Annotated in this window: 18 protein-coding genes; 13 read left to right on the forward strand and 5 right to left on the reverse strand. The window is 70.5% G+C overall.

Translation table 11 applies throughout. From position 1 onward, the window contains the following. Nucleotides 1-105 precede the first annotated feature (105 nt). From leuC to BI335_RS01615, 3 genes are all read left to right on the forward strand, one after another. Nucleotides 106-1,563, forward strand: coding sequence for a 3-isopropylmalate dehydratase large subunit (gene leuC / locus BI335_RS01605; RefSeq protein ID WP_094356150.1), 1,458 nt, complete (start codon nucleotides 106-108; stop codon nucleotides 1,561-1,563). Next, a complete protein-coding gene (gene leuD, locus BI335_RS01610; RefSeq protein ID WP_094356149.1) occupies nucleotides 1,563-2,168 on the forward strand; it encodes a 3-isopropylmalate dehydratase small subunit in 606 nt (201 codons plus the stop codon). The genes leuC and leuD overlap by 1 nt, the downstream gene beginning before the upstream one ends. Nucleotides 2,169-2,436: 268 nt before the next feature. Next, nucleotides 2,437-3,246 (forward strand): HU family DNA-binding protein, encoded by an 810-nt coding sequence (locus BI335_RS01615; protein WP_094356148.1) that lies wholly within the window; start codon nucleotides 2,437-2,439, stop codon nucleotides 3,244-3,246. Between the two features lie 82 nt (nucleotides 3,247-3,328). Here the strand turns inward: BI335_RS01615 and cofC are convergent, their stop codons facing one another. After that, nucleotides 3,329-4,141, reverse strand: a complete 813-nt coding sequence (gene cofC / locus BI335_RS01620; RefSeq protein ID WP_094356147.1) for a 2-phospho-L-lactate guanylyltransferase — start codon at nucleotides 4,139-4,141, stop codon at nucleotides 3,329-3,331. A 111-nt stretch (nucleotides 4,142-4,252) separates the two neighbouring features. On the opposite strand from cofC, the gene BI335_RS01625 reads away from it, so the two are divergent. The 3 genes from BI335_RS01625 to BI335_RS01635 are packed head-to-tail and all read left to right on the forward strand — an operon-like array spanning nucleotide 4,253 to nucleotide 7,177. After that, nucleotides 4,253-5,041: a lysophospholipid acyltransferase family protein gene (locus tag BI335_RS01625; RefSeq protein WP_094356146.1), complete on the forward strand. Its 789-nt coding sequence runs from the start codon at nucleotides 4,253-4,255 to the stop codon at nucleotides 5,039-5,041. After that, nucleotides 5,038-6,027 (forward strand): NAD(P)H-dependent glycerol-3-phosphate dehydrogenase, encoded by a 990-nt coding sequence (locus BI335_RS01630; protein WP_094356145.1) that lies wholly within the window; start codon nucleotides 5,038-5,040, stop codon nucleotides 6,025-6,027. Before BI335_RS01625 ends, BI335_RS01630 begins: the two co-directional genes overlap by 4 nt. A 10-nt stretch (nucleotides 6,028-6,037) precedes the next feature. After that, nucleotides 6,038-7,177, forward strand: a complete 1,140-nt coding sequence (locus tag BI335_RS01635; protein ID WP_229119387.1) for a D-alanine--D-alanine ligase family protein — start codon at nucleotides 6,038-6,040, stop codon at nucleotides 7,175-7,177. A 170-nt stretch (nucleotides 7,178-7,347) separates the two neighbouring features. Here the strand turns inward: BI335_RS01635 and BI335_RS01640 are convergent, their stop codons facing one another. Both BI335_RS01640 and BI335_RS01645 read right to left on the reverse strand, forming a co-directional pair. Further along, on the reverse strand, nucleotides 7,348-7,815 hold the full coding sequence (locus BI335_RS01640) for a DUF3515 family protein (protein ID WP_229119388.1): 468 nt from the start codon (nucleotides 7,813-7,815) through the stop codon (nucleotides 7,348-7,350). Between the two features lies 1 nt (nucleotide 7,816). Then, on the reverse strand, nucleotides 7,817-8,053 hold the full coding sequence (locus tag BI335_RS01645) for an Lrp/AsnC family transcriptional regulator (RefSeq protein WP_094356144.1): 237 nt from the start codon (nucleotides 8,051-8,053) through the stop codon (nucleotides 7,817-7,819). 140 nt (nucleotides 8,054-8,193) lie between these two features. Between BI335_RS01645 and BI335_RS01650 the strand changes: the two genes are divergently transcribed. After that, the gene (locus BI335_RS01650) at nucleotides 8,194-9,168 is read left to right on the forward strand and encodes a thiamine-phosphate kinase (protein WP_094356143.1); all 975 of its coding nucleotides are present in this window, start codon (nucleotides 8,194-8,196) and stop codon (nucleotides 9,166-9,168) included. Nucleotides 9,169-9,258: 90 nt separating this feature from the next. Next, entirely contained in the window at nucleotides 9,259-11,973 is a 2,715-nt protein-coding gene (locus tag BI335_RS01655; protein ID WP_172421671.1) for an FtsK/SpoIIIE family DNA translocase, read from the forward strand. A 35-nt stretch (nucleotides 11,974-12,008) separates the two neighbouring features. Here the strand turns inward: BI335_RS01655 and BI335_RS01660 are convergent, their stop codons facing one another. Together BI335_RS01660 and BI335_RS21710 are read right to left on the reverse strand one after the other, a co-directional pair. Beyond that, the gene (locus BI335_RS01660; RefSeq protein WP_094356142.1) at nucleotides 12,009-12,989 is read right to left on the reverse strand and encodes a helix-turn-helix transcriptional regulator; all 981 of its coding nucleotides are present in this window, start codon (nucleotides 12,987-12,989) and stop codon (nucleotides 12,009-12,011) included. Between the two features lie 16 nt (nucleotides 12,990-13,005). Further along, nucleotides 13,006-14,052, reverse strand: a complete 1,047-nt coding sequence (locus BI335_RS21710) for a hypothetical protein (protein WP_176455589.1) — start codon at nucleotides 14,050-14,052, stop codon at nucleotides 13,006-13,008. A gap of 101 nt (nucleotides 14,053-14,153) precedes the next feature. Here BI335_RS21710 and BI335_RS01670 point away from each other — a divergent pair, with 101 nt between their 5' ends. The 5 genes from BI335_RS01670 to BI335_RS01690 all read left to right on the forward strand — a co-directional run bounded on the left by BI335_RS01670 (nucleotide 14,154) and on the right by BI335_RS01690 (nucleotide 17,759). Next, entirely contained in the window at nucleotides 14,154-14,765 is a 612-nt protein-coding gene (locus tag BI335_RS01670; protein WP_094356141.1) for a TIGR03086 family metal-binding protein, read from the forward strand. 63 nt (nucleotides 14,766-14,828) lie between these two features. Then, complete coding sequence (rimO, locus tag BI335_RS01675; RefSeq protein ID WP_094356140.1) at nucleotides 14,829-16,259, forward strand: 30S ribosomal protein S12 methylthiotransferase RimO; 1,431 nt, start codon at nucleotides 14,829-14,831, stop codon at nucleotides 16,257-16,259. Further along, nucleotides 16,256-16,873 (forward strand): CDP-diacylglycerol--glycerol-3-phosphate 3-phosphatidyltransferase, encoded by a 618-nt coding sequence (pgsA, locus tag BI335_RS01680; protein ID WP_094356139.1) that lies wholly within the window; start codon nucleotides 16,256-16,258, stop codon nucleotides 16,871-16,873. The genes rimO and pgsA overlap by 4 nt, the downstream gene beginning before the upstream one ends. Beyond that, nucleotides 16,863-17,378: a CinA family protein gene (locus tag BI335_RS01685; RefSeq protein ID WP_094356138.1), complete on the forward strand. Its 516-nt coding sequence runs from the start codon at nucleotides 16,863-16,865 to the stop codon at nucleotides 17,376-17,378. Before pgsA ends, BI335_RS01685 begins: the two co-directional genes overlap by 11 nt. 84 nt (nucleotides 17,379-17,462) lie before the next feature. Beyond that, complete coding sequence (locus BI335_RS01690; protein WP_179251222.1) at nucleotides 17,463-17,759, forward strand: helix-turn-helix domain-containing protein; 297 nt, start codon at nucleotides 17,463-17,465, stop codon at nucleotides 17,757-17,759.

A 17,759-nucleotide genomic window follows, 5' to 3' on the forward strand; every position in this document is an offset into this window, starting at 1 on the left:
TTGCCGTCTCGAATCCTGGAACGCAAGTCTGTGGCCGGGGCTGCTGGCAACGATGGCGGAGACGCACCGAGGTGCGGCGATATCGACTCGGACCTGGATGGAGTCATGGCTGATAACGAAGAGATCCCCTCGACCACGAACGAGCGTGCCGACGGGCCGCTGACACTCAGCGAGAAGCTGTGGCGCGACCATCTCGTGCACAGCGCACCGGGTGAACCGGACCTGCTCTACATCGATCTGCATCTGGTGCACGAGGTGACCAGTGCGCAGGCCTTCGACGGGCTCCGGTTGGCGGGGCGGTCGGTGCGCCGCCCCGATCTCACCATCGCCACCGAGGATCACAACACCCCGACCCTGGACATCGACAAGCCGATCGCCGACCCGGTCTCCCGGCTGCAGGTCGACACGCTGCGCAAGAACGCCGAGGAGTTCGGCCTGCTGCTGCACAGCCTCGGCGATCCCGATCAGGGCATCGTGCACATCATCGGCCCGCAGCTCGGTCTCACCCAGCCCGGGATGACGGTGGTCTGCGGGGACTCGCACACCGCCACCCACGGCGCGTTCGGTTCGATCGCCTTCGGCATCGGCACCTCCGAGGTCGAGCACGTGCTGGCCACCCAGACGCTCCCGCAGGCACGGCCGCGGACGATGGCGGTCAATGTGGACGGCGACCTGCCCGAGGGGGTCACCCCCAAGGATCTGGTCCTGGCGCTGATCGCCCAGGTCGGTACCGGTGGTGGTCAGGGCCACATCGTCGAATACCGCGGCAAGGCCATCGAGGACATGTCGATGGAGGGCCGGATGACGCTGTGCAACATGAGCATCGAGTGGGGAGCGAAGGCCGGCATGGTCGCCCCCGACGAGAAGACCTTCGAATACCTGAAGGGGCGTCCGTACGCCCCCGAGGGTGCCGACTGGGATGCCGCGGTCGAATATTGGAAGACATTGCGGACCGATGAGGGGGCCACCTTCGACGAGCAGGTGGACATCGACGCCAGCGCGCTGACCCCCTTCGTCACCTGGGGGACCAACCCGGGGCAGGGCATCGAGCTGGGCGGTTCGGTGCCCTCACCGGAGGACTACGACGACCCGGCGGACCAGCAGGCCGTCGGTCGGGCGCTGGAATACATGGGTCTGGTCGGCGGTACGCCGATGCGCGAGATCGCCGTGGACACGGTGTTCCTGGGTTCCTGCACCAACGGCCGGATCGAGGATCTGCGGCTCGCCGCCCAGGTGATCAAGGACCATCAGGTGGCCGACGGGGTGCGGATGCTGGTGGTGCCCGGCTCGGCCCGGGTCCGCCTGCAGGCCGAGCAGGAGGGGCTGGACCAGGTCTTCCTGGCCGCCGGTGCGGAGTGGCGGGCGGCCGGGTGCTCGATGTGCCTGGGCATGAACCCGGACCAGCTCAGCCCGGGGGAGCGCAGCGCCTCCACCTCGAACCGCAATTTCGAAGGACGGCAGGGGAAGGGCGGACGGACCCACCTGGTCTCACCGGCCGTCGCCGCCGCCACCGCGGTCCGCGGCACCCTCTCCGCCCCCAGCGATCTCGAAGGAGCCAAGTGATGGAGAAGTTCACCACCCACACCGGGACCGCGCTGCCGCTGCGGCGCAGCAACGTGGACACCGACCAGATCATCCCGGCGGTCTATCTGAAGCGGGTGACCAAGTCCGGCTTCGAGGACGGGCTGTTCGCCGCCTGGCGCACCGATCCGGAGTTCGTCCTGAACAGGCCCGAGCATGCCGAGGTGAGCATCCTGGTGGCCGGCCCCGATTTCGGCACCGGCTCGTCGCGGGAGCATGCCGTCTGGGCCTTGCAGGACTACGGATTCCGGGTGGTCATCGGTTCCCGCTTCGGTGACATCTTCCGGAACAACGCCGGGAAGGCCGGGTTGCTGATCGCGCTGGTCAAACAGTCCACCGTCGAGGAGCTCTGGGAGGCGATCGAGCTCGATCCCAGCCTGGCCGTCACCGTCGACCTCGAGGCCCGCAGCATCACCGCGGGACAGAAAGTCTGGGAATTCGAGATCGATGACTACACCCGGTGGCGACTGATGGAGGGTCTCGACGACATCGGCCTCACCCTGCGGCAGGCCGACGCCATCGACGACTACGAGTCCCGGCGGCTCCCGTTCAAGCCGAAAACCATCCCTGCAAGGGTTTCCAGCTGATTCCACCTGTCGCCCCGGATGCTCCTCGCCGAGCATCCGGGGCGCTTTTTCATGGGGTGGCCCGGACCCCGGGGCACCGGGTCACGGGCCGTCGGCGTACCCGGAAATCGTTGCGACACGGCAGATCCGAGTACTTGACATGTTTGTGATTGCTCTCATCTTTCCCTAGCGTGGTGCCTGCAGCCACCGGTTGGCTGCGGCCAAGACCTCGACAGGGCTTGGGCACACAGGCGTCCCGAACGATCGGGACAGTTCGGAGAGAGTGACTGTGAACAAGGCTGAGTTGATCGAAGCGCTGTCGGTGAATTTCGATGGCAACAAGGCAGAGGCAGGCCGAGTCCTGAACCTGGTCGTCGACACGATCATGGTCGAGACCGCCCGCAACGGGAAGGTGTCGATCACCGGATTCGGCGTCTTCGAGAAGCGGCACAAGGCTGCCCGGATGGTTCGCAACCCCCGCACCGGTGAGCGCAAGCGGGCCAAGGCGACCAACGTCCCGGCGTTCCGCGCCGGCACCAAGCTCAAGGACTACATGTCCGGCAAGGAGAAGCTGCCGCGGGCCACCAAGGCGACCGCCGCCAAGAAGTCCGCGGCCGCCGCCACCAGCACCGCGACCAAGAGCGCTGCGAAGAAGGCGACCGCGACCAAGTCCGCCGCCAAGAGCACCGCCAAGAAGGCCAGCACCACCAAGGCCGCACCGGCCGCCAAGAAGAGCACCGCCAAGAAGTCCACCACCAAGGCGACTCCGGCGAAGAAGGCGACCACCCGCGCGACCCCGGCGGCCAAGAAGAGCACCGCCAAGAAGACGGCCACCAAGGCCGCCACCACCAGGGCCACTCCCGCGAAGAAGAGCACCGCGAAGAAGTCGACCGCGCGTCCGGCGGCCAAGAGCACCGCCAAGAAGTCGACCACCCGCGCGACCCCGGCGGCCAAGAAGAGCACCGCCAAGAAGGCGCCGGCCAGCAAGGCGACCGCGAAGAAGAGCACCGCCAAGAAGGCCACCCCGGCAAAGAAGGCGCCCGCGAAGAAGAGCACCGCCAAGAAGGCCAGCACCCGGCGTACCGCCAAGAAGGCCTGACCGCAGCACCTCACTCGATGGGGCCCGGAGCACTCGCTCCGGGCCCCATCGGTGTCTCGGGGAAAGCCGGAAGAGGCCGTGCTCAGGGCCAGAGCTGGCGGATCGTGCCGTCGCCGGCACGGGCCAGCTGGACCCGCTGCCCGGGATGCGGCCGGGGGAAATCGGGGGGCACCGCGGCGGCGCCGGCGGTGACCGCGGTGCCGTCGTCGAGCAGCAACCGCACCCCGTCACCGGTCACCTGGGCGACCACACCGGTCTGCTGCCGCACCGGGCGACCATCCTCGAGCAGGGCCGCCAGTTCCGGCGCCAGGCCCACCCCGGCGGCGGCCTCCGCCAGCTCCCCGACGGTGTCCACGTCGCGGCGCAGACCGGCCGGCGCGGCCAGCTCGGTTGCACCGGACTCCCGGTGGCGGGCCGCCGAATCCTTGCCGAACAACGGATCCAGGGCCATCCCGCGGGCGGCCAACAGGGTCGTCCCGGTGCCCTCGGCATCGGGGACGAACCAGCGTCCCACCGGTGCGGCGCATTCCGCCAGGACGGTCCGCAGCTCGGTGTCGGTGATCGCCGGCAGGTCGGCCATCGACGCCACCACCAACTGCCCGGTCGGCGCATTCACCGCGCCCGCTCGGAAAGCCGCGTTCAACCCCTCACCGGGGTCGGGGAGCACCAGCGGATGCAATCCGTTGCTGGCCAGAAAACGCGCCGACCCGGGGGATGCGGAGACCACCACGACCTCCGCGCCGGTCGCCGACCAGGTGCGGACGGTGTGCAGCAGCATCTGCTGGGCGATCCGCGCGCGCAGCGCCGGCGGCACCTCGACCAGCCGTGACTTGGCGGACGCCAGATCCTTGAACGGCAGCACCACCCGCGGGGCAGCGGTCGAATCACCAGCCATGGGGGCGATGCTGCCATACCGCGAGGAATCCCTGCCGCGGGTGTGGTCACCTCGCTACAGTGGCTGCGTCGGTCCGGTGGCCGGCACCCCCGACCAGCGGAGGATCCATCCATGGCCGACGTCAGCCCGTCCCGCGGCATCGCCGCTCGCCCGCTGCGTGCAGTGATCGACGAACCCGCCGAGCCCGTGCTGCGGCGTACCGTCTGGGCGGTCGCCGGGATCCTGCGCCGGATCACCCATCAGGACTGGCGGAACATGGAGAAGGTCCCGCGGACCGGTGGGTTGGTGATCGTGATCAACCACATCTCCAACTTCGACCCGGTGGCCTACGGCCACTACCTGACCTGGGCCGGGCGTTGGCCCCGGTTCCTCGCCAAGGATGCGATCTTCCGCGTTCCGTTGCTCGGTTGGGTCGCCTCGCATGCCGACCAGATCCGGGTACGCCGGCACGGGCCGCGGGCCAACGAGGCCGTCGCCGCCGCGGTGCAGGCCATCAACGACGGCAAGGCCGTCAGCGTCTATCCCGAGGGCACCATCACCGCCGACCCCGACACCTGGCCGATGACCGGGCGTACCGGGGCCGCACGGATCGCCCTCGCCACCGGCTGCCCGGTCATCCCGATCGCCCAGTGGGGGGCCCAGGAGGTGCTGCCGGGCAAGAAGCTGACCTGGCCGAGAATCCTGCCGCGCAAGACGATGCGGGTGATCGCCGGTGATCCGGTCCCGCTGGATGACCTGCGTGGCCTGCCATTGCGGGCACCGGTGCTCGAGGAGGCCACCGACCGGATCCTCGATGCGCTCACCGCACTGCTCGCCGAGCTGCGCGAGGAGACGCCACCGCCGGGCCGGTGGGATCTGAAACTGGGTCGCCGGGTGCCGATCAAGGAGTGGAACCGATGAGCCGGGTCGCGGTGATGGGAGCCGGTGCCTGGGGGACCGCCTTCGCCATGATCATGGCCGATGCCGGCAATCCGGTCACGCTCTGGGCGCGCCGGGCGGCGGTCGCCGAGGGGATCAACAGCGTGCGGCGCAATCCCGACTATCTCAGCGATGTGCCGCTGCCGGCCGGGCTGACCGCGGTCACCGACCCGCAGCAGGCACTCACCGATGCCGAGCTGGTGGTCCTGGCGATCCCGGCCCAGCAGCTGCGTGCCAACCTGCTGGATTGGCGACTGCCGAACGACTCGTTGCTGATCAGCCTGGCCAAGGGAGTGGAGAACGAGACCCTGCTGACGATGAGCCAGGTGGTCACCGACATCGGTGTCGACGCCGAACGGGTGCTGGCGGTCAGCGGTCCCAACCTGGCCGGGGAGATCGGGCAGCGACAGCCCGCGGCCGCCGTCGTCGCGGCACGCAGCACCGGGACCGCGGACCGCGTCGCCGCCGCCTGCCGGACCGGCTACTTCCGGCCCTACACCAGCGTCGACGTGGTCGGGTGTGAGATCGGCGGAGCGACCAAGAACGCGATCGCGCTCGCCGTCGGCATGGGGCAGGGGCTCGGCATGGGGGCGAATTCGCTGGCCTCGTTGATCACCCGCGGGCTCGCCGAGACCAGCCGCCTCGGCGAGGCACTCGGTGCCGACCCGCACACCTTCGCCGGCCTGGCCGGGATGGGCGACCTGGTCGCCACCTGCATGTCCCCCCTGTCGCGGAACCGCACCTTCGGTGAACTGCTGGGCCGCGGCCATGACGTGGCGCAGGCCAGGGCACTGTCCCGAGGGGTCACCGAGGGCGTCCGTTCGGCCGCCTCGATCCAGGCGCTGGCCGAACGGCACGACGTCGACATGCCCATCGTCGGCCACGTCGTCGACGTGCTGGCGGGCCGGCAGACGCCACGCGACGCGATCGGCACCATGATGGCGCGACAGACCCGACCCGAACGGTAGGGTCGCCCACGTGAGTGAGCCGATCCAGAGCACCGAGCCCGACCAGCGGCCCACCGTCGCCCTCGTCTTCGGCGGTGATTCCAGTGAGCATCAGGTTTCCTGTCTCACCGCGGGCAGCGTTGCGCGCGCCATCGACCCCCAGCGGTACCGGGTCGTCGGCATCGGCATCACCCGGTCCGGTCGCTGGGTCCGGGTGCCGCTGGAGCAGATCCAGCAGTTGCAGATCGTCGACCGCCAGATGCCCAGCCTGACCGAGGATCACCCGGACGCCGAACTGGTACGCACCCCCGAGGGCGTCCAGCTGCTGACCCGCGACGGGGGAACGCTGACCGACCCCGAACGGGTCGATGTCGCCTTCGCCCTGCTGCACGGACCCCACGGTGAGGACGGCACGATCCAGGGATTGTTCGAGCTGCTGGGGTTGCGGTATGTCGGCTCCGGGGTCGCCGCGTCGGCGATCGGCATGGACAAGCATCTGATGAAGCTGGCGTTCGCGGCCAGCGGCATCCCGATCGGGCCGTTCGTGGTGATCCAGCCGCACGAGTGGGAGAAGGACCCGGCCGCCAGCCTGGATGCCGTGGCAGCGTTGGATTTCCCGGTCTTCGTCAAACCCGCCCGCGGTGGCTCCTCGGTCGGGATCACCAAGGTGGACGACAAGGAGGCGGTCGCCGCGGCGATCGAGGAGGCCCGGCGCTGGGACCCGAAGGTCCTGGTGGAGCAGGGATTCGTGGACTGCCGCGAGGTCGAGTGCGGGGTGCTCGGCGGGCGCACGGGTGATCCCGGGCGGGCCAGCTCGGTGGCCGAGATCCGGATGCACAACGAGAGCGGCTTCTACGACTTCGAGGCGAAGTATCTGCCCGAGGACCAGGTCAGTCTCGATGTGCCGGCGAGGATCGATCCGGAGACCACCGAGGCGCTCCGCGCGCTCGCCGTGCGGACCTTCGACACCCTCGGCTGCGAGGGACTGGCGCGGGTCGACTTCTTCGTCGCCCGGATGGGCCGGATCTATGTCAACGAGATCAACACGATGCCCGGATTCACCGCCACCTCGATGTTTCCGCTGGTCTGGCAGCACGCCGGTCTGGAGTACCCGCAGCTGATCGATGAGCTGCTGCAGCTCGCGCTGAACCGCCCGCTCGGGCTGCGCTGAGCCCCCCGTTCATCGAAAAGGTCGCGCAGCGACCGTGTCGAGATGAACCCCCGGTGCAGCTCAGCTCATCTCGACACGCGATCCATTGCTCCGCTTCGCTGCGCATGCTCGCTACTCGATGAGCGTGGGCAGGGGCCGGCTCATCTCGCTACTCGATGAGCGTACGAAGGCTAGAGACAGGGTTTCTGGGAGGGGTTGCCGGTGGCGACGGCGGCGGCCAGGTCGACCAGGGCGTCGGCCTCGGGGGCGTACTTGTTCGGGACGCCGACCTGGATGGTCGCGGTCCGGCCGATGGTGGTGAACAGCCAACCGCCCTGGCCCTGTTCGGCGTACCAGCCGACGCCGTTCACCTCGAAGCAGCGGGTGTCGCGCTGCATCGCCTCGGGCTCGGCGATCCCGCAGACCACGGTGATCGGCGGTTCACCCCAGGCACCGCTCAACGAACCGCTGGTACCCCGCCGCTGTTTGCCGAGCACCTTGTCCGGGAGCGCGGTGATGACCTGGTCGCAGGCGGTCCGCACGTCGGCCGCGACGGGTGGATCGGTGACCTGGACGGTGCTGCCGCAGCCGGCGAGTGCGCCGACCGCGACCAGTGTGGTGAGCGCGAGCGGGAGTGGGGGAGTGCGGCGGGGGCGCACCTCAGATGTTGACGACCGGGCAGGTCACGGTGCGGGTGATCCCGGCGACGACCTGGACCTTGGCGACCACCAGGTTCCCGAGCTCGTCGACATTCGGCGCCTCGGCGCGCACGATCACGTCGTAGGGGCCGGTGACATCCTCGGCGAGCGTGACCCCGGGAATGGTCCGGATCTCCGCGGCCACTTCCGCGGCCTTGCCGACATTGGTCTGCACCAGGATGTACGCCTGGACTGTCATCTCCTGCTCCTAGCCGTCCTCGGGGACCCGGTCCGGGTGGTGCCGGGTACGCCGCTGCTCACGGTACCGTGTCGCGCAAGGTCCGCACCACTGCCGTCGGCGGCGGACCCATCGCCCACCCGACCGCCGCTGGAGGCCCGATGACCGCACCCGAGCAGCCCGCCGGAACCCTTTCCGAGGTTGGAGAATTCGCGCTGATCGACCAGCTCACCGCCGACCTGGAGACCTCCGACGCGGTCCGCCTCGGACCCGGTGACGATGCCGCGGTGATCACCCCCGACGGTGATCTGGCCGTCTCCACCGACACCATGGTCGCCGGGGTGCACTTCAAGACCGACTGGTCCCTGCCGCACGAGGTCGGCCAGCGTGCGGTGGCCGGCGCCCTCGCCGACCTGGAGGCGATGGGTGCCCGCCCGGTCGCGCTGGTGGTCGCCTTCACCGCTCCCGGGGACCTGGCCGCCAACTGGGCCAAACAGTGCGTCCAGGGGATGCGGCTGGAGGCGGCCCGCGGCCGGTGCGTGCTGGTCGGCGGCGATGTCACCTCCGGGCGCGACGTCACCATCACCGTCACCGTGCTCGGCGACCTGCAGGGCCGCCCGCCGGTGACCCGCGCCGGCGCCCGGCCCGGGCAGCTGCTGGCGCTGCGGGGCCGGGTCGGCTGGTCCGCCGCCGGGCTGGCGGTGCTGCGCCGCGGATTCCGCTCACCCCGGGCGGTGGTGGATGCCTACAAGGTGCCCGAGGTGCCCTACGGCCAGGGCGTCGTCGCCGCCGACGCGGGTGCCAGCGCGATGATCGACGTCTCCGACGGGCTGCTGGCCGACCTGGGGCACATCGCCCGCGCCTCCGGCGTACGGCTGACCGTGGACCGTGCCGATCTCGAGGTGCCCGAGGCCATCCAGGCCGTCGCGGCCGCCACCGGCGCCGATCCGTGGACCTTCCTGCTCACCGGGGGAGAGGACCATGCACTGGCCGCCGCCTTCGACGAGGGCGCCGTCCCCGAGGGCTGGCGGGTGATCGGCCGGGTCGAGGCGGTTGCCGACGGCGACGAGCCCGGCGTGCTCGTCGACGGTACGCCGTGGGACGGCGAGGCCGGCTGGGATCACTACCGGCGCTGAGCGCCGCGGGGCGCATCTCGGCTTGGTAACGGGCCCGGTGGCGGCGTGTGGGGGAGGCCCATCGGGAGCCGATTCGCTAACCTGTGGGACATGGCGAGCCGCGCGTCTTCCCCGGCGCGGACCCGAAGCTCGACTGCGAACTCGCAGTCGGGCTCCCGTCCGCGTTCGTCCGGAACGAAGAAGAATCAGACCACCCGCCCCCAGACCCGGGGCGGCAGTTCCGCTACCCGTAAGAAGGCGCCCGCGAAGCGCCCCACCGGCAAGCGTCCCCCGCAGCGGCGCGGTCCCGCGCCGCGGCCGTCGCTGCTGGAGCTGATCGGCCGCGGCCTGGCCGCCGCCTGGAACGGCCTCGCGCACGGCACCGGCAGTGCCGCCCGCTCGATCGGCAACGGTGCCCGCGACGTCGACCCGGCACTGCGCCGCGACGGGGCCGGGCTGTTCCTGCTCGGTGTCGCGATCGTGCTGGCCGCCGCGTTCTGGTGGTCCATCCCGGCGCCGGTCGGCCCGGCCATCGTCACCGGGGTGTCCACCCTGGTCGGCACCCTCGGCTTCGCCGCGCCGCTGCTCGTCGGCTGGATGGCCTGGCGCACCCTGCGGCACCCGGATCGCAACGGCCCGGCCGGCCGCCAGGTGGTGGGCTGGCTCGCCCTCGCCCTCGGCCTGCTCGGGTTGATCAACATCGCCAACGGCCTGCCGCGGCCCGAGAGCCCCGAACGGCTGCGCGCCGCCGGCGGCATGCTCGGCTTCATCTCCTCCAGCATGCTGGCCGACCTGCTCACCGTCTATGTGGCCGTCCCGCTGCTGGTGCTGCTGATGCTGTTCGGTGCCCTGGTGGTGATCGGCATCCCGCTGCACGAACTCGGCGAGCGGGCCTCCGCGCTCATCCCGCAGCGCCGCGAACGCTATGAGGACGAGGACCTCGAATACGGCGTCGATGAGGCCTACGACACCCCGCTGGTGAAGGACAAGCCACGCAAGGGTGCCGCCGTCGACCCGGTCGACGAGGATGCGGACGCCGCGCCGCCGGCAAAGCCGGCCGCGAAGCAGAGCGCGAAGAAGCGGCGCAGCTTCGTCGACGAGCAGCCGCTCGCCGGTGACGACGAGGTGTTCGATGTGGACGCCCTCGACCCCGCCGACGACGCGACCGCTGGCGACGTACCGGACAAGAAATCGAAGGGTACGCCGAACCCGTCGGCCGAGGCGGCCGAGCAGGGTGGCGACAAGAAGGTCACCGCCGGGCTGCCGCCCGAGACGGCCGGTGCGGTCGAGGCGCCTTCGGTGGAGGCCCCGAACCACTCGCCGATCCCGCAGCGGGTCGAGCAGCTGCAGCTCTCCGGCGATGTGCAGTATGTGCTGCCGGACGCCGAGTCGCTGAAGCCCGGTTCGGTGCCGAAGTCGCGGACCCAGGCATCCGACAACGTGGTCCGCGCGCTGTCGGAGGTGCTGGAGCAGTTCAACGTGGACGCCCAGGTCACCGGTTACACCCGCGGGCCGACCGTGACCCGTTACGAGGTCGAGCTCGGCCCGGCGGTGAAGGTCGAACGGGTCACCGCGCTGAGCAAGAACATCTCCTATGCGGTCGCCTCCCAGGACGTCCGGATCCTCTCGCCGATCCCCGGCAAGTCCGCGATCGGCATCGAGATCCCGAACACCGACAAGGAGGTCGTCTCCCTCGGCGACGTGCTGCGCTCCAACCGCGCCCGCAACGACCACCACCCGATGACCGTCGGGCTGGGCAAGGACGTCGAGGGCGGTTACGTGATCGCCAACATGGCGAAGATGCCGCACCTGCTGGTCGCCGGCGCCACCGGCTCGGGCAAGTCGTCGTTCATCAACTCGCTGATCACCTCGGTGATGATGCGCGCCACGCCCGATGAGGTGCGGATGCTGCTGGTCGACCCGAAGCGGGTGGAGCTGAACGCCTACGAGGGCATCCCGCACCTGGTCACCCCGATCATCACCAACCCGAAGAAGGCGGCCGAGGCGCTGCAGTGGGTGGTGAAGGAGATGGACCTGCGCTACGACGACCTGGCGGCCTTCGGTTTCCGGCACGTCGATGACTTCAACAAGGCGGTACGCGCGGGTCAGGTGCAACCACCGGAGGGGTCGGAGCGGGTGCTCTCGCCCTACCCGTACCTGCTGGTCGTGGTGGACGAGCTCGCCGACCTGATGATGGTCGCCCCGCGCGACGTCGAGGACTCGATCGTGCGGATCACCCAGCTCGCCCGCGCCGCCGGCATCCACCTGGTGCTCGCCACCCAGCGGCCCTCCACCGATGTGGTCACCGGCCTGATCAAGGCCAATGTGCCGTCCCGGCTGGCGTTCGCGACCTCCTCGATGACCGACTCCCGGGTGATCCTCGATCAGCCGGGTGCGGAGAAGCTGGTCGGCCAGGGTGACGGGCTGTTCCTGCCGATGGGTGCCGGCAAGCCCATCCGCGTGCAGGGCTCCTGGGTCACCGAGGCCGAGATCCGGCAGGTCGTCAAGCACGTCACCGAGCAGCTGCAGCCGACCTACCGCGAGGACGTCACCGCCCCGGCCGCCTCCACCAAGGTGGCCGAGGACATCGGCGACGACATGGACCTGGTGCTCGAGGCGGTGCAGCTGGTGGTGAACCTGCAGCTCGGCTCGACCTCGATGCTGCAGCGCAAGCTGCGGGTCGGTTTCGCCAAGGCCGGCCGGTTGATGGACATCCTGGAGACTCGCGGGATCGTCGGTCCCTCCGAGGGCTCCAAGCCGCGCGAGGTGCTGGTCAAGCCCGACGATCTCGATGAGGTGCTGACCAACCTGCAGGCCTCGGGCTGAGTCTGCCCGCGCCTCTCGGCACGGCCGCGGGCGGCCTACTCGAGGTGCGGTGGGTCGGTGTGGATGGTGCGGGCCTGGTCGGCGATCTCGACCATCAGGGCGCGCAGTTCGGGTGGGTCGAGGACTTCGAGCCAGTCGCCGAAGCCGAGCAGGACGCCGACCGCGCCGCGCAGCGAGGTGACCTCGGCGCTGACCCGCTCGTGTTCGGGGCCGTCCGGGCGGCGGGTAGGTTCGCCGGCCAGGGCCAGGCCGAGCTGGCGGATGACCAGGTCCGCCTGACCGCGCAGCACCCGCAGTTCGATCGGGTACGCCTCCCGCTCCCGCCAGGCGGCGCGGAGCTGCTGCCAGACCGCTGCCAGATCGAGCCCCGGTGGGCGGTGCGCGCGGGCCGAGAGCACCTCGAGTCGCTGGATCCGATCCAGCCGATAGGTGCGTGGCGAGCCGCGATGGGCGGCGATCAGATACCAGGTGCCGGCGGCCTGGACGAGGCCCCAGGGGTCGATGGTCCGGGTCCGGACCTGCTGGGCACCCCGGGAGCGGTAGCCGATCCGCAGTCGGCGGTCCTGCTCCACCGCGGCCAGGGTGACCGGCAGGTGTACCGGGCCGCCGGGGCGTACCCGGCCCCAGCCCTCGGGGTCGAACAGCACCCGGTCGAGGGTGTGGCCGACCGAGCGGACGTGCTCCTCCGGCAACCCGCTGGACAGCTTTCGTAACGCCCGTTGGAAATCCCGGTCCACCCCGAGGCTGGTGCTGAGCTGCCCGCCGACCGCCAGGAACAGGGCCCGGGACTCCTCGGCGGTGAGCGTCTCGGCCGCCGGTCGATAGCCGGGCAGCAGCGCATAGCCACCGCGCCGGCCGCGCTCGGCATAGACCGGTACGCCGGCGGTGGACAATGCGTCGATGTCGCGGACCACGGTCCGCGGGGTCACCTCCAGCCGGCGGGCGAGCTCGCTGGCACTCAGTCGCTGGTGCTGGCGCAGCAGCGCCACCAGCTGCAGCAGACGATCGGCGCGCATGAGGACGGCACCTGGCTCACGGTGCGGAGATCATCAGGGTGAGCTGGCGCAGCCGGTCGCTGCCATCGAACTCCAGATGCAGATACCGACCCTCGACCAGATAGCGCAGGAAGGTCGGCCCACTGCGTTCGGGTCGCCCACCCAGCAGGGTCTGCACCGTCGACCGGTCGGCGGCGGTGCGCAGGCCGTGGATCAACGCATCCGGGCGGGGATGGTCCTCCAGCCGGATGAAGACCGTCTGCAGCACTCCCGCACCGAATCGCAGTTCCAGCCCGGAGCGCCGCAATCGCGCCGCGCTGCGATGGGCACCCCGGGGTCCCCAGTCCGCACCCGGATCGGCCACCAGCGCGACCAGCCGCCGCAGCCGTTCGTCGCCATCGGGTGCGCCGAGCGCCGCCAGCAACGTGGTGATCTCACCCTCGACGGAGACCGGACCGGCCGCCGCAGCTGCCGTGGCCGGGGGCCCGATCGGCTCCGGCACACCCGGCGCACCGGTGGCCTCCGCGGTGCGCGCCTCGACCCAGGCGGTGAACGCATCGGATTCGTCGACGTCGTTCCACTCGTCGGGGACGGTCACCTCGAAGGTTTCCTCCACCCAGGCACGGAAATCACTCACCGCCGCGATGGACTCCTCGTCCTCGGGAGGCCCGGCGAGCTCGTAGGAGACCAGCTCCAGGTAGCCGATGGCGATCAGCCGCAGGAAGTCGATCGCGGACTCGGCCAGGATCAGCGCCTCCCCGTCGGAGCCGAGTTCCACCACCCGCAACCCGTCGGACTCATCGAGCCAGAGCGCCGCCATCGACCCGTCGCCGGCGGCCTGCGCGATCGGCAGCAGCCGGTCCTGGCCCGGCGTACCGGGCTCGAACCAACCCTCCAGGGTCTCGGTGTCGCTGAACACGATGCCCAGCTGCCGGTCACCCGGATAGGGGGTGAGGAAGTAGCCGTGTTCGGTGCGCTCGCCGAAGCCCTGGCCCTCCATCCACTGCCAGGCCCGTTCGAGCTCGTCGGGGATCCTCATCCCGACGGGGAGCCGGGGCTGCAGCAACTGGGAGAACGTCGACATGGGCCGAAATCTAGCCGTCGGATGGCCGGAAAACCATGACATCGGGTGTCTGATATCGGCCCCCAGGATGGGGGACAACCGCACCGACGAAGGGAAACCCGATGAACCTCCCCGATCTCCGACCGCAGCTCACCACCGCCCAGACCCGGATCTGCGAGCTGGTCGCGGCGACCGATCCGGAGCAGCTCGACCTGCCCACCCCGTGCAGCGAGTTCACCGTCACCGGGCTGGTCGAGCACCTGTTCGGCGTCCAGCTGCGGATCATCTCCTACGCCACCACTCGCCGGGTGGGCGACAGCCCGGCCGGCGTGCCGCTGACCAGCACCGACCCGGCCGCGATCGCCGACCAGCTCCGCGACCTCGCCGCACAGGGGCAGCGGGCCTGGGCCGACTGGTCCGCCGCGGACCTGCAGACCCAGACCGTCACCGGCCCGTTCGGCACCGTACCGGGCGGGGTGGCGCTGGCGATCATGACCAGTGAGAACGTCGTGCACGGCTGGGACCTGGCCGTCGCCACCGACCAACCCAGCGAGGGCGACCCGCAGACCGCCACCCTGCTGCTGGTGATGATGCAGCGGGCGCTGCCCGCCGAACCGCGCGGCGGGGCGGAGATCCCGTTCGCCGCCCCGGTCACCCCGGCCGCCGATGCCGGCCCGACCGAACGGCTGGCGGCCTGGACCGGGCGTGTCCGGCCGATGCCGCTGACCGGTTGAGGCCGGATCGAGACCTGCGCAGGGTTCGGCGCGGCGGCGCTGGCCGGATACGCTGGTGGGGACATGACTGAGACCACTCCCGTTCATCTGGTCAGCCTCGGCTGCGCCCGCAACGACGTCGACTCCGAGGAGCTCGCGGCACGTCTGGAGGCCGGCGGTTTCCGGCTCGTCGACGAGGCCGAGAACGCCGAGGCGGTGCTGGTGAACACCTGTGGCTTCATCGAGGCCGCCAAGCTCGACTCGATCAACACGCTGATGGCGGCCGCCGATCTCAAGGAGCAGGGCTCCGCGCGGGCGGTGGTCGCCGTCGGCTGCATGGCCGAGCGCTACGGCACCGAGCTCGCCGAGGAACTGCCCGAGGCGGACGCGGTGCTCGGCTTCGACTCCTATGCCGACATCGACGAGCGGCTGCGCGCCATCCTCGACGGGGCCCGTCCCGCCGCGCACGTGCCGCGCGATCGGCGTACGCTGCTGCCGCTCAGCCCGGTGGACCGGCAGGCCGCCGCCCAGCAGCAGGCCGCCCCACCGAAGGAATCGCCGGAGGTCACCGGCTCGATCGCCAACACCGGTGCCCGGGTGCTGCGCCGCCGGCTCGGTTCCGGTCCGATGGCGCCGCTCAAGCTCGCCTCCGGCTGCGACCGACGCTGCGCCTTCTGCGCCATCCCCGCCTTCCGCGGGGCCTACCTCTCCCGCCGGCCCGAGGAGATCGTCGCCGAGGCCCGCTGGCTGGTCGACCACGGGGTCCGCGAGGTGTTCCTGGTCAGCGAGAACTCCTCCTCCTACGGCAAGGATCTCGGCGATCTGCGCAGCCTGGAGAAACTGCTCGGCGAGCTGTCCGCGGTCGAGGGGTTGGACTGGATCCGGGTCTCCTATCTGCAACCGGCCGAGACCCGACCCGACCTGGTCAAGGCGATCTGCAGCACCGACAAGGTGGTGCCCTATTTCGACCTCTCCTTCCAGCACGCCAGCAATCCGGTGCTGCGCCGGATGCGGCGCTTCGGCGACCCGGACTCCTTCCTCGGGCTGATCGACCAGGTCCGCGGCCTCGCCCCGACCGCCGGGATCCGCTCCAACGTGATCCTCGGTTTCCCGGGTGAGACCGAGCAGGATGTGCAGGTGCTCAGCGACTTCCTCAGCGCCGCCCGACTCGATGCGATCGGTGTCTTCGGCTATTCCGATGAGGAGGGCACCGAGGCCGCCGGGATGGGCGACAAGGTCGACCCCGACGAGGTCGAGGCCCGTCGCGCGGCCGTCGCCGACCTGGCCGCCGAGCTGGTCGACCAGCGGGCCGAGGAGCGGATCGGCGAATCGGTCCGGGTGCTGGTCGAGGAGATCGACGAGGAAGGCCGGTTGCTCGGCCGGGCCGCGCACCAGGGGCCCGAGGTGGACGGTTGCAGCGAACTGGTCGGCTCCAGCGCGGCGGTCGGAACCTTCGTCTCCGGTACCGTCGTGGCCAGCGAGGGAGTCGACCTGATCGTGGAGGTGACCCGATGAACGCCCAGCCGACCCCGGCCGATGCGACCAGGTCCCAGATCAACGGCCCCAACGTGCTGACCGCGATCCGGTTGCTGGCCGTCCCGGTCTTCGCGGTGCTGCTGCTCAGCTATCCGCACGACCCGACCTGGCGGCAGATCACCACCGCCGTCTTCGTGGTCGCCATCCTGACCGACTTCGTGGACGGCTGGTGGGCCCGCCGCTACAACCTGGTCACCGACTTCGGCAAGATCGCCGACCCGATCGCCGACAAGGCGCTCACCGGGATGGCCTTCATCGGGCTGAGCATCCTCGGGGAACTGCCCTGGTGGGTGACGATCCTGGTGCTGGTCCGCGAGTGGGGCATCACCGTGATGCGCTTCGTGCTGCTGCGCCGCGGAGTGGTGCTGGCGGCCAACAAGGGCGGCAAGTTCAAGACCACCGTGCAGGCGATCGCGCTGGTTCTCTATCTGCTGCCCCTGCCCGGGTACCAGTGGGGCCAGCCGATCTCGACCGAGGTGATCCCCGAGATCGTCTCCTGGATCCTGATGGCGGTCGCGGTGATCGTCACCGTGTTCACCGGGATCGACTACGTGCGCGAGCAGCTCACCGGTCCGCGACGCGATGACGAATGAGCCCGCTCCCGGTCCGGTGGGCCTGCCCGAGTTGGTACGCCTGGCCGAGCCGGTGATCGCGGCCGCGGTGCGCTCCGGGCGTAGCGTCGCCACCGCCGAATCGCTGACCGGTGGGCTGCTCGGGGCTGCGTTGACCGGGGTCTCCGGGGCGTCGGCGGTCTATCGCGGCGGACTGATCCCCTATGCCACCGACCTGAAGGCCAGCCTGGGCGGGGTGGATGCGGAGGAGCTGGCGCGTCACGGCGCCGTCTCCGCGCAGACCGCCCGGGGGATGGCCGCCGGGGCCGCGGCACGCTGCGGCGCCGACATCGGGATCGCGCTGACCGGGGTCGCCGGCCCGGACCCGCAGGAGGGGCATCCGGCCGGCACCGTGTTCTGCGGCTGGTACGCCGCAGCGGGCGCCGAGCACCGGGAGCTGCGGTTGGCCGGGGATCGGGCCGAGATCAGGTACGCCGCAGCGGCCGCCGCCCTCGGCGTACTCACCGAGCTGCTCGATTCGGAATAATCCTGCGCACACAACGGTTCTGCTGAGGGCGGACCAGCGTGCCGGGTCTGTGCACCGCTACCCCCATTGGGTAGAGTCGGATCCATGGCCGAGGAGGAAGGCAAGCCGATGCTCTTGCGTGAGTTGCTCGGTGAGACCCTGCGCGAGGAGCGGGTCCATCAGGGACGCACGCTGCGTGAGGTCTCCGGCATGGCCCGGGTCAGCCTCGGTTATCTCTCCGAGGTCGAGCGCGGCCAGAAGGAGGCCTCCAGCGAGCTGCTGGCAGCCATCTGCACCTCGCTCGATCTGCCGCTGTCGTCGCTGTTGTCCACGGTGAGCGACAAGCTGGTCATCTCGGAGCGGCCGATTCGCCCGGTGGCCGAGGTGCGCGCCGCGGCCTGA

It is taken from the genome of Enemella evansiae, from assembly GCF_002250705.1.
Lineage (GTDB): Bacteria > Actinomycetota > Actinomycetes > Propionibacteriales > Propionibacteriaceae > Enemella > Enemella evansiae.